9 protein-coding genes are annotated in these 12119 nt (G+C 72.5%); 2 read left to right on the forward strand and 7 right to left on the reverse strand.

Features of this window, described 5'->3' with window-relative positions; translation table 11 throughout:
• The first annotated feature begins 109 nt into the window (after positions 1 to 109).
• Positions 110 to 2383: a formate C-acetyltransferase gene (gene pflB / locus CTE05_RS02740; protein WP_146844585.1), complete on the forward strand. Its 2274-nt coding sequence runs from the start codon at positions 110 to 112 to the stop codon at positions 2381 to 2383.
• A 7-nt stretch (positions 2384 to 2390) separates the two neighbouring features.
• Complete coding sequence (gene pflA, locus CTE05_RS02745) at positions 2391 to 3251, forward strand: pyruvate formate-lyase-activating protein (RefSeq protein ID WP_146844586.1); 861 nt, start codon at positions 2391 to 2393, stop codon at positions 3249 to 3251.
• A gap of 3 nt (positions 3252 to 3254) precedes the next feature.
• On the opposite strand, the gene CTE05_RS02750 is transcribed toward pflA, so the two are convergent.
• The 7 genes from CTE05_RS02750 to CTE05_RS02780 form a co-directional block, all read right to left on the reverse strand.
• Positions 3255 to 5357: a 3-hydroxyacyl-CoA dehydrogenase NAD-binding domain-containing protein gene (locus CTE05_RS02750; RefSeq protein ID WP_146844587.1), complete on the reverse strand. Its 2103-nt coding sequence runs from the start codon at positions 5355 to 5357 to the stop codon at positions 3255 to 3257.
• A gap of 5 nt (positions 5358 to 5362) precedes the next feature.
• Positions 5363 to 6607, reverse strand: a complete 1245-nt coding sequence (locus CTE05_RS02755; RefSeq protein ID WP_146844588.1) for a thiolase family protein — start codon at positions 6605 to 6607, stop codon at positions 5363 to 5365.
• 121 nt (positions 6608 to 6728) lie between these two features.
• Entirely contained in the window at positions 6729 to 8021 is a 1293-nt protein-coding gene (locus tag CTE05_RS02760) for an HRDC domain-containing protein (RefSeq protein WP_146844589.1), read from the reverse strand.
• A gap of 91 nt (positions 8022 to 8112) precedes the next feature.
• Positions 8113 to 8628, reverse strand: a complete 516-nt coding sequence (locus CTE05_RS02765; RefSeq protein WP_246123219.1) for a response regulator transcription factor — start codon at positions 8626 to 8628, stop codon at positions 8113 to 8115.
• 71 nt (positions 8629 to 8699) lie between these two features.
• Positions 8700 to 9284: a DUF3000 domain-containing protein gene (locus tag CTE05_RS02770; protein WP_146844590.1), complete on the reverse strand. Its 585-nt coding sequence runs from the start codon at positions 9282 to 9284 to the stop codon at positions 8700 to 8702.
• A 113-nt stretch (positions 9285 to 9397) separates the two neighbouring features.
• Positions 9398 to 9607 (reverse strand): YbdD/YjiX family protein, encoded by a 210-nt coding sequence (locus CTE05_RS02775; protein WP_246123220.1) that lies wholly within the window; start codon positions 9605 to 9607, stop codon positions 9398 to 9400.
• Positions 9604 to 11856, reverse strand: coding sequence for a carbon starvation CstA family protein (locus CTE05_RS02780; RefSeq protein ID WP_146844591.1), 2253 nt, complete (start codon positions 11854 to 11856; stop codon positions 9604 to 9606). The genes CTE05_RS02775 and CTE05_RS02780 overlap by 4 nt, the downstream gene beginning before the upstream one ends.
• Positions 11857 to 12119: the final 263 nt, after the last annotated feature.

Genomic DNA, 12119 nt, shown 5'->3' on the forward strand with positions numbered 1-12119 from the left:
CGCCGGCCGTCGGTCGGCCCTCCCTGGACTTAGGGCCTTTCGTCCCGAGACATGGGATCACTTCCTCCGTAGCGTCGAGTGCATCGACCACAGTCGGAGGAGCGCGCAGATGTCCACCAGCACCCTGTCCCGGAACGTCCCCACCGAGCCCGCCCTGCAGCCCGCGTGGCGCGGCTTCGCCCGAGGTGCCTGGACGGACGAGATCGACGTGCATGGCTTCATCCAGTGCAACTACACGCCGTACACCGGCGACGCCTCGTTCCTCGCCGGTCCCACGGCGCGCACGACGGCGATGTGGGCGCGGCTGACGGCGATGTTCCCGGCCGAGCGCGCCCGCGGGGTCCACGACGTCGACCCGCACACGCCGTCGACGATCACGTCGCACGAGCCCGGGTACATCGACCGGCACAACGAGCTCATCGTCGGTCTGCAGACGGACGCGCCCCTCAAGCGCGCGATCATGCCGAACGGTGGCTACCGGATGGTCGAGAAGGCCCTGGAGACCTACGGGTTCGCGCCCGACCCGGTCGTCGGCGAGATCTTCACCAAGTACCGCAAGACCCACAACGACGGCGTGTTCGACGTCTACCCGCCCGACGTCCGCGCGGCCCGTTCGGCGCACCTCATCACGGGGCTCCCGGACGCCTACGGGCGTGGCCGGATCATCGGCGACTACCGCCGCGTCGCCCTGTACGGCGTCGACGCGCTGATCGCCGCCAAGCGCAAGGACCGCGCCGAGCTGGACCGCGAGCGCTCCTCGGAGCACGTCATCCGCGACCGGGAGGAGCACGCGGAGCAGATCCGCGCGCTGGGCGAGCTGAAGGCCATGGCCGCGTCCTACGGCTACGACATCTCCGGTCCCGCGACGACCGCGAAGGAAGCGGTCCAGTGGCTCTACTTCGCCTACCTGGGCGCCGTGAAGGAGCAGAACGGTGCAGCCATGTCGCTGGGCCGCACCTCCACGTTCCTCGACGTGTACCTCCAGCGCGACCTGGCCGCGGGCCGGCTGACCGAGCAGGACGCCCAGGAGCTCATCGACGACCTGGTCATCAAGCTGCGGATCGTGCGGTTCCTGCGCACCCCCGAGTACGACGAGCTGTTCTCCGGTGACCCGACGTGGGTGACGGAGTCGATCGGCGGGATGGGCCAGGACGGCCGGACGCTGGTCACGAAGACCTCCTTCCGGTACCTGCAGACGCTCTACAACCTGGGACCGGCACCGGAGCCGAACCTCACCGTGTTCTGGACGGACCGGCTGCCGGACGGGTTCAAGCGCTTCTGCACGCAGGTGTCGATCGACACCTCGGCGCTGCAGTACGAGTCGGACGACCTGATCCGTGAGTCCTGGGGTGACGACGCCGCGATCGCCTGCTGCGTCTCGCCGATGCGCGTCGGCAAGCAGATGCAGTTCTTCGGCGCGCGGGTCAACCTGGCCAAGGCGCTGCTGTACGCGATCAACGGCGGTCGCGACGAGCTGACGGGTAAGCAGGTGGCGCCCGCCGCGCCTGCCGCCGTCGGTGGCGTGCTCGACTACGACGACGTCGTCGCCAAGTTCGACGTGATGCTCGACTGGCTCGCACAGACCTACGTCGACGCGCTCAACTGCGTGCACTTCATGCACGACAAGTACGCGTACGAGCGGCTTGAGATGGCGCTGCACGACCGCGAGGTGCTGCGGACGATGGCGTGCGGGATCGCCGGCCTGTCCGTCGTCGCCGACTCCCTCTCGGCCATCAAGTACGCCGCCGTCCGCCCGGTGCGCAACGCCGACGGCCTCGTCACCGAGTACACGGTCCAGGGCGACTTCCCGACCTACGGGAACGACGACGACCGGGCCGACGACATCGCGGTCTGGCTGGTCGAGACCTTCATGGCGAAGATCCGCCGCACCCCGACGTACCGCGACTCCATCCACACCCAGTCGGTGCTGACCATCACCTCGAACGTGGTCTACGGGAAGTCGACGGGCTCCACCCCCGACGGTCGCGTGGCGGGCCAGCCCTTCGCGCCGGGCGCCAACCCGATGAACGGCCGCGACTCGCACGGGATGCTCGCCTCGGCGCTGTCCGTGGCGAAGCTCCCGTACGCCGAGGCGATGGACGGGATCTCGCTGACGTCGTCGGTCGTCCCGACCGGGCTGGGACGCACGCGCGACGAGCAGGTGACCAACCTGGTCGGGCTGCTCGACGCGTACATGATGTCGTCGGGCTACCACCTGAACATCAACGTGCTGAACCGCGAGACGCTCGAGGACGCCATGGAGCACCCCGAGGAGTACCCGCAGCTGACCATCCGGGTGTCGGGCTACGCCGTGAACTTCGTGCGGCTCACCCGCGAGCAGCAGCTCGACGTGCTGTCCCGCACGTTCCACGGATCGGTCTGACGAGGCCATGACCACCCAGGTGCACGAGGCGCCGTGGCCGACCGTGCACCTGGGTCTGCCGCGGGCGAAGGCCGGCACCGCCGGGCTCTCCTCGGTCGAGCTCGACCACGCCGCGAAGATGGCGTCCGTGCGTGCGGGCGACCTCGGCTCCGTCCACTCCTGGGAGCTGGTGACCGCGGTGGACGGACCGGGCACGCGGCTGACGGTGTTCCTGGCCGGCTGCCCGTTGCAGTGCCTGTACTGCCACAACCCCGACACCATGCAGATGCGCCGGGGGACGGACGTGACGGCCGACGAGATCCTCGCGCGGGTCGCCCGGTACCGGACCGTGTTCGCGGCGACCGGTGGTGGCCTGACGATCTCGGGTGGCGAGCCCCTGATGCAGCCGGCGTTCGTCGCGCGGCTGCTGCGCGGGGCGAAGGCCATGGGCGTGCACACCACGGTGGACACGTCCGGGTTCCTGGGCAGCCAGTGCACCGACGCGATGCTCGCGGACGTCGACCTGGTGCTCCTCGACATCAAGTCCGGGCTGCCGGAGACCTACCGTCGCGTCACGGGTCGGGCCCTGCAGCCGACGCTGGACTTCGGGCAGCGCCTGCGCGCGAGCGGTACCCGCACGTGGGTGCGGTTCGTGCTCGTCCCCGGTCTGACCGACGCGCCCGAGAACGTCGAGGCGGTCGCGGGTCACGTCGCGGCCCTCGGTGACGTCGTCGAGCGCGTCGAGGTCCTCCCGTTCCACCAGATGGGCCGCGACAAGTGGGACGCCCTGGGGATGCAGTACGAGCTCACCGACACCCAGCCCCCGACCCCGGAGCTCGTCGAGCGCGTGCGCGCGACGTTCCGGGACCGAGGGCTGAGCGTCTACTGAGCGCTAGGCGGGCACGTTCGCGACGCCGTCGGGCAGGATCCGGCGGCCGAGCACGCGCTCGGAGTAGCCGGTGCGGTCCAGGTACGGCGTGAGCCCACCGAGGTGGAAGCCCCAGCCCGCGCCCAGGATCATGCACAGGTCGATCTGCTGCGGGGTGGCGACGACGCCCTCGGCGAGCATGTGCCCGACCTCGACCGTCAGGGCCGTGAGCACGCTGTCGAGCACGCCCGCCTCGTCCAGCGGGGTTCCCGTCGTCTCGGTGAACGCGGCCTGGATCGCGGGGTCGACCGGCTTCGGCAGACCCTTCGCCTTCGCGGGCAGGACCACCGTGGTGCCTTCCGCCACCAGCTTCTCGAGCCCGGGGGAGCGCGGGAACCGGTCGCCGAGCTCCTCGCGCAGGGACGTCAGCACGTGCAGGCCGACGGCCGGCCCGACGAGGTCGAACAGCTCGAACGGAGGCATCGGCAGGCCGAGCGGGCGTAGCGCACGGTCCGCGACCTCGACCGGCGTGCCCTTCTCCACCGCGTCGACGATCACGCCGAGCAGCAGGACGAGCAGCCGGTTGACGACGAAGCCCGGACGGTCCGCGACGAGGACGGCCGTCTTGCGCAGCTTGGCCGCGACGGCGAACCCGGTGGCGAGCGCCTCGAGCGACGTCTTCTCGGCCTGCACGACCTCCACCAGCGGCATCGCGGCCACGGGGTTGAAGAAGTGCAGCCCGACGACGCGCTCGGGGTGCTGCAGGTCGGCCGCCATCGCGGTGACGGACAGCGCGGAGGTGTTGGTCGCGAGGATCGTCGTCGGGGAGATGACGGTCTCCAGCTCGGCGAACACCTTCTTCTTCAGGTCGAGGATCTCGGTGACCGCCTCGATGACGAGGTCGCAGGCCGCGAACTCGGCGAGGTCGGTGGTGCCGTGGATCGACCCGATCAGGCGTGAGGCGGCCGACTCGCTCATGCGGCCCGTCGACGTGAGGCGGTCGACGGAGGACCGCACCGCGGCGAGGCCCTTGTCGACGCGCTCCTGGTCGAGGTCCCGCATGACGACGGGCACACCGAGGCGCTGCGCGAAGAGCATCGCGATCTGCGCGGCCATGAGCCCGGCACCGACGATGCCGACCCGGGTGACGGGCTGCGCGAGCGACCGGTCGGGGGCGCCGACGGGCTTCTTCCCGCCGGACACGAGCCCGAACGCGTACACCGACGCGCGCATCTCGTCGCTCATGATCAGGTCGGCGAGCGCCTCGTCCTCGGCCGCGAAGGCCTCCGCGCGGGACGCGGTCCGCGCGGCGGCGACCAGGTCCAGCGCACGGTAGGGCGCGGGCCGCGACCGGTGGATGACCGCGTCGAGGCGCTGGCGGGCCGCCGCGACGACACCGTCCCAGACCTCGGCGCTGTCGAGCTCGCGACGCGGCACGACGACCTCGCCGGTCACCACGCGGGCGGCCCAGCGGATCGACTCCTCGAGGAAGTCCGCCGGGTCCAGCACGACGTCCATGAGGCCGATCGTCGTGGCCTCGACCGCCGCGAACGGCTTGTTGGCCGCGGGGCGCGTGAGGATGACGTCGAGAGCCTTCTCGACACCGACCAGGCGCGGCACGATGTAGGCGCCGCCCCAGCCCGGTACCAGGCCCAGGCCGGTCTCGGGCAGCGCCAGCGCGCGGACGTCGGACGCCACCGTGCGGTAGTCGCAGTTCAACGCCAGCTCCAGACCGCCGCCCAGGGCGACGCCGTTGACGAACGCGAACGTCGGGACGCCCATGGTGTGCAGGAGCTCGTAGGCCCGGTGCCCGTTCTGGCCGAGCTGCAGAGCACCCTCGCGGCCCGGCACCGACCCGATCTGGGTGAGGTCCGCGCCGGCGGCGAGGTAGTAGGGCTTGCCGGTGACCGCGACCGCGACGATCTCGCCCGCCGCGGCCCGCGCCTGGAGCGCGGTGAGCGTCTCGGTCAGCTCGGCCATGCCGAGCGGACCGAGCGTGGTGGGCTTGGTGTGGTCGAGGCCGTTGTCGATCGTGACCAGCACCAGGGTGCCGGCGCCGCCGGGCAGGGTGACGTCGCGGGCGATGGCGTGGCTGACGCGCTCGGCGCGAGGAGTCTCGGTGCTCATGTCGCTCACTTGGTCTTCCCCTCGAAGGGCTCGTAGTCGGCGTGGTGCGGGTTCTCCCAGATGACGGTGCCGCCCTGGCCCAGGCCGACGCACATGGTGGTCAGGCCGAAGCGGACGTCCGGGTTCTCCTCGAACTGGCGGGCGAGCTGCGTCATCAGGCGCACGCCCGACGAGGCCAGCGGGTGACCCACCGCGATCGCACCGCCGTACTGGTTGACGCGGGGGTCGTCGTCGGCGATGCCGAACGCGTCGAGGAACGAGAGCACCTGGACCGCGAACGCCTCGTTGATCTCGAACAGGCCGATGTCCTCGATGGACAGGCCGGCCCGGTCGAGCGCCTTGACGGTGGCCGGGACCGGACCGATGCCCATGATCTCGGGCTCGACACCCGCATAGGCGAACGACACCAGGCGCATGCGCGTCGGCAGGCCCAGCTCGGCCGCGGTCTCCTCGGCGGCGAGCAGGCAGGACGCGGCGCCGTCGGTCAGGGGTGCGGCGGTGCCGGCGGTGACGCGGCCACCGGCGCGGAACGGCGTCGGCAGCTTCTGGATCGCCTCGACGGTGGTGCCGGGACGCGGGGGCTCGTCGGCGGTGGCCAGGCCCCAGCCGTTCTCCGGGTCACGCAGCGCCACGGGGACCAGGTCGGGGTCGATCTTGCCCGCGGCGAGCGCCGCGGCGTACTTGTCCTGGCTCGCGACGCCGTACGCGTCGGCGCGCTCGCGCGTCAGGGCCGGGAACTTGTCGTGCAGGTTCTCCGCCGTGACACCCATGTTCAGGGCGTCGTTGGCGACGAGCCGCTCGGACAGGAACCGCGGGTTCGGGTCCGCGTCGAAGCCCATCGGGTGGTGCCCCATGTGCTCGACGCCTCCGGCCAGGGCCACGTCCTGCGCTCCGAAGCCGATCGCGGCCGCCGTGCTCGTCACCGCGGTCATCGCACCGGCGCACATGCGGTCGATCGCGTACCCGGGGACGGACCGGGGGAGCCCGGCCAGCACGCCGACCGTGCGGCCGAGGGTCAGGCCCTGGTCGCCCTGCTGCGTGGTCGCCGCGATGGCGACCTCGTCGATGCGCTCGGGCGGCAGCTCCGGGTGCCGCCGCAGCAGCTCGCGGACGGTCTTGACCGACAGGTCGTCGGCGCGGGTGTGGGCGTACAGCCCGTCCTTGCGCGCGCGTCCGAACGGGGTGCGGACCCCGTCGACGAACACGACACGGCGGACCAGTGCTGCGGGGCGGGGGGATGCGGTGGGCATCGAGCCTCCAGGGCGGGACGGCGGTGTCCGACGAGCACGCGAGAGCGGGCCCGCGACGGCCGACGCTACCCGGGTCTCCCGGGCGGGGCCAGCCGCAAGTTACTCCAGAGTAACACCGGCGTCAGTCGCGCGGGAGGGCCTCGAACGCGTCCGCGAGGGGCTGTGCGACCAGACCGATCTGCCACGGCCGGGCGCCGCCGGCCCGGAGGAACCCGGAGATCCCCTCGACGTCCAGGGTCGCGGGTGGCGTCCAGCACAGGCGGCGGAGCAGGTCGGGCTGCAGGAGGTTCTCCGCCGGGACCTCGTGGGTGGCCGACAGGGCGACGACCACCTCGCGCGCAGCGACCAGGCGCGCAGCCGCTGCCGGGTCCTTCTCCGCCCACGCCCGGGGCGGCGGCGGTGCGTCGCTCTTGGGGCCGCGCACCGACGGCAGGTCGGCGTCCGGCGTGGCGAGGCCACGGTCGACCGCCGCCTGCCAGAGGGCTGCCCGACGGCGCGTGCCCTTCCCGGCGAACGCCGGGAGCGCCGTCAGCTCCGGGACGGAGCGTGGGAGGGCCTGCGCCGCGGCGACGATCGCGTGGTCGGGCAGCACGCGGCCGGGGGAGATGTCGCGGGTGCGCGCGTTCTGGTCGCGCGTGAGCCAGAGCTCGCGGACCACGGCCAGGCGCCGCGCGTCGCGGATGGCGTGCAGCCCCGAGACCCGGCGCCAGGGCTCGACCCGAGGAGGTGGCACCGGTGCGGTGCGGACGGCCTCGAACTCCTGCGCGGCCCACTCCGCCTTGCCCGCGACCGCCAGACGCTCGGCCAGCACCTCACGGAGCTCCACCAGCACCTCGACGTCGAGCGCGGCGTACCGCAGCCACTCGGACGGCAGCGGGCGCGTGGACCAGTCGACCGCGGAGTGCTCCTTGGCCAGCCCCAGCCCGAGAGCGTCCGCGACGACCGCGGCGAGCCCGACCCGGTCCAGGCCCAGCAGCCGGGCGCCGAGCTCGGTGTCGAACACCCGGCTCGGCCGCAGCCCTTGCTCCGCCAGCCCCGGCAGGTCCTGCGAGGCGGCGTGCAGGACCCACTCGACACCGACCAGCGCCTCGGACAGCGACGACAGGTCGGGCACCGCGATCGGGTCGATGAGGGCCGTCCCGGCGCCCTCGCGTCGCAGCTGCACCAGATAGGTCCGCTGGCCGTAGCGGTACCCGGAGGCGCGCTCGGCGTCCACGGCGACCGGACCGGTCCCGGCGCCGAACGCGGCGACGACGGCGGCCAGCGCCTCGGGGGTCTCGACGACCGCAGGGATGCCGTCGGCGGGCTCGGTGAGCATGGTGATCTGCGGGAGGTCGGCCTCGACGTCCGGATCAGGGGTCGGAGGCGGCACGGGCCCCTCGGCAGGGGCGCCGGTGGTCACCTCGGGTCGCATGAGGTCCACGGTAAGCGACGACGCGGACGCTTCCGTGCAGGCCGCGCTGGCGCTGAGGTACTTCCACCCCGAGGGCACCTGTACATGCAGGTCAGGCGAGCACGCCGCCCCGGATCGAGATGGCGACGAGCTCCGCGCGGTCACCCGTGCCGAGCTTGCGGGAGATCCGGGCGAGGTGGCTCTTCACCGTCAGGGCGGACAGGCCGAGGTCCTCGCCGATGAGGCGGTTGGTCCGTCCGTCGGCGACGAGCTTCAGGACGCTGATCTCCCGTGCGGTCAGGTCCGGCAGGGGCGGCGGCGGTGCCGCAGCCACGGCGGCGCGCTGCAGGCTCGGCGCGGTCGAGCCGGCGACGACGCCGCGCAGCCCGCCCTGGAGCAGGACGCCGAGCTCGGGGCGGCTGGCGCGGCGCGTGAGCACGACGACGCGCGGGGCGCCGCGACGGCGCAGGTTGCGCACCAGGGGAGCACCGTCACCGTCGGCGACCTCGGTCACGACGACGCACATCTGCTGGGCGGACGGCGGCGGCGTGCGCGAGCCGGGCACGGCGGGCCTGAGCTCGGGCCGTCGGGCCGGGGCCAGGTCGCGTCGCAGAGGCTCGATGGTCACGTGCCAGTCATCGGCATCGTGACCCGTTGACTTGAGCCGGTTCCTGTGAGCGGGCCCCCCCGAGCCTGTGATCAGCGCCGTGGCCCGAAGGCGATGACGCCGTCGGGCAGTGGTTCGAGGCCTGCGGCGGTGCACAACAGCGTGCCCCAGGCTTGGAGGTGACGACCCAGGTCCTCGTCCGACGCGGTCCACGAGGCGCGGATCTCCAGCTCGGTCTGCTCGGAGCGCCGCTCCAGAGCACCGAAGCTCTGCGACAGCACCCGGGTGACGGTGCCACCCGCGGCGTGCGTGTCGAGCCCCGACTCCTCGAGCGCGTCGGTGAACCACGTCCACGCCACCTCCGCGAGCAGAGGATCGGCGCCGACCTCGGCCTCGAGGGTCGCCCGCACCAGCGTGACCAGCCGGAACCGACCGTCCCACGCCTCCTGGCCCGCGGGGTCGTACAGGACGACGAACCGACCGGACGCGAGCTCGGCGGCGGCGACCGACCGACGGGCCGTCCACACCTCGGCGGTGAGCGCAGCGGAGAAGGGGGCGATGCGGGACGGGCCGGGCACCTCGTCGAGGACCACCTCGGGGCGGACGGTCACCCGGCGCAGCGAGCGCAGCGCATTGACGAACTCGACGGGGACGTCCTCCGGACCAGCGGGTGTCACGCTGTGGAGCGTACGGCGGAGGGACTCTGTACGCGTGTCCGGCACGCCGCCCGCGCGGCCTGATCCCGCGGCCGGGCGCACCGCGGGACGTCGTCGGGTGGACCGGAGCGCGCTCAGCAGCATCGCGCACCGGGGTGAGCGTCCTGCTCGGCGTGGCGCGCGCGCCAGTACGCCGCCTCCGAACCGGGGTCGGTGCCGGGGTGCACCCGCGCGACGTGCGCGGCGTAGCGGGCGTAGTCGTGGTCGCCGAGGAGCGTCGTCGTGTACCAGTGCACGGCACGGCCCGCCCGGACCAGCGCGCGCAGGGCTCGACGCGTCCTCACGATCCCGCTCCCGTCGTGGCGTGCTCTCGCTCGCGTGCGTCCCAGAGGGCCTGGACCTCGCGCTCGGCGGCCGTCGGGACCATGCCGCGCGGCGCGAACATGCGGGACGGCTCGTCCGGCTCCTCGGTGGTCGGCAGGCCGCCGGCACGCACGGACAGCACCATCACGACGACGCCGACCGCCACGACCACCAGCACCAGGACGGCGAAGATGATCGACAGCGTCCCCTGGATCGCGGTGTTGCGGATCACCGCGTCGATCGCCTCGGGGCTCGTCGCGACGCCGAACGTCTCCTCGCCCGCGGCCCTGGCGTCCTGGAACGCCCGGTGCTGCGCCCAGTACCCGATGCGCGGCTCGCTGGAGAAGATCTTCTGGTACGACGCGGTCATCGTCACGGCCAGGTCCCAGACGAGGGGCACGGCGGGGATCCACACCCAGCGGTAGAGCCTCTTCTTCACGACGACGACGGTCACGACCGTCAGCGCGATCGCGGCGAGCAGCTGGTTCGCGATCCCGAACAGCGGGAAGAGGGTGTTGATGCCGCCCAGCGGGTCGGTGACGCCCATGAGGAGGATCGCGCCCCACAGGGCGACGACCACCACCGAGCAGAACCGCGCCCCGACGCGCCACGACGGGTCGCGGAACTTGCGCAGGGGACCGCCGACGTTGCCGAGGCTGTCGGAGAGCATGAAGCGCGCGACGCGCGTGCCCGCATCGACGGTCGTGAGGATGAACAGCGCCTCGAACATGATCGCGAAGTGGTACCAGAAGGCCGCGAGCCCGGAGCCGCCGATGACCGAGCTGAGCACCTGCGACATGCCGAACGCCAGCGTCGGTGCCCCGCCGGTCCGGGACACGACCGACTCCTCGCCGACCGAGTCGGCGGCGCCCTGGATCTCCTCCGCAGTGATCGGTGGCCCGCTCAGGCCGAGCCCGTTGACGTACTCGGCCGCCGTCTCGGGGGTGCCCCCCGTCACGCCTGCCGGGGCGTTCATCGCGAAGTAGAGGTGCTGGTCGATGACCACGGCCGTGATGAGAGCCATCACGGCGACGAACGACTCGGTGAGCATCGCGCCGTACCCGATCGGCTTCGCCTGGCTCTCCTTCTCCAGCAGCTTCGGGGTGGTGCCCGACGCGATGAGCGAGTGGAACCCGGACAGGGCACCGCACGCGATCGTGATGAACAGGAACGGGAACAACGAGCCCGCGAACACGGGGCCGTCGCCGCGGAGCGCGAAGTCCGAGACGGCGGGCGCCTCCACCTGCGGCCGCGCGAGCACGATGCCGACGGCGAGCAGGATGATCGTCCCGACCTTCATGAAGGTCGACAGGTAGTCCCGCGGGGCCAGCAGCAGCCACACGGGCAGCACGGAGGCCGCGAAGCCGTACGCGGCCAGCCACCACGCGAGCGCGACGGGGCTCAGGGTGAACCAGTCCTGCCCCCACTTCGTCTCGGCGACCCAGCCGCCGGCGACGATCGCGAGCAGCAGGAGGGCGACGCCGATGACGGTGACCTCGGAGACGCGGCCGGGGCGCAGGAAACGCAGGTAGACGCCCATGAACAGTGCGATCGGGATCGTCATCGCGATCGAGAACACACCCCACGGGCTCTCCGCCAGCGCGTTGACCACGACGAGGGCGAGGACCGCGATGAGGATGATCATGATGACGAACACCGCGACGAGCGCCGCGACGCCGCCGAACCGGCCCAGCTCGTCGCGGGCCATCTGGCCGAGGCTGCGTCCGCGGCGTCGCGCGGAGAGCGTCAGCACCAGGTAGTCCTGGACGGCGCCCCCGAGGACGCAGCCGACGATGATCCAGATCGTGCCCGGCAGGTAGCCCATCTGCGCCGCCAGGACAGGGCCGACGAGCGGTCCGGCGCCGGCGATCGCGGCGAAGTGGTGCCCGAACAGGACCCGCCGGTCCGTCGGCATGAAGTCCTTGGCGTTGTCGTACCGCTCGGCCGGGGTGGCGCGGTCGTTGCGCGGGCGCACGATCTTCGCCTCGACGAGCCGTGCGTAGAACCGGTACCCGATGACGTAGGAGCACACGGCGGCGAACACGATCCACACGGCGTTGATCTGCTCGCCGCGGGCCAGCGCGACCACGGACCACGCCACCGCGCCGACGAGGGCCACGACCGTGAACCAGATGCGACGCGACGCGGGCATCGGTCCCCGCTCGACGACGGCGACGGGAGGGAGGTCCGGGTCCGTCCGGATCTGCTCGGTCTGCGTGCGTGCATCCATACCGGTCACGTTCGGCTCCCCTGCGACGTCGGCGTCGACCAGCACCGACGCTACGCGGGGCCGACGCCGTCGCAACCGCACAGCGGGACCGCCGTCTCGCCGTCCGGCACGCCGCCGCCCGCCTGTGCGCGCCGGACTAGGCTGGTCCGCGCACCCAGAACCCCCGGACGTCGCCACCCCCGACCTGCGCCTGCACGTGCCCCCACGATGCTCGCCGCCGTCGCGGGCGCGCACGAGCCGGGCCGTCGATCGAAGGAGCTCTC

The sequence above is a fragment of the Cellulomonas terrae genome (assembly GCF_007990265.1).
GTDB lineage: Bacteria > Actinomycetota > Actinomycetes > Actinomycetales > Cellulomonadaceae > Cellulomonas > Cellulomonas terrae.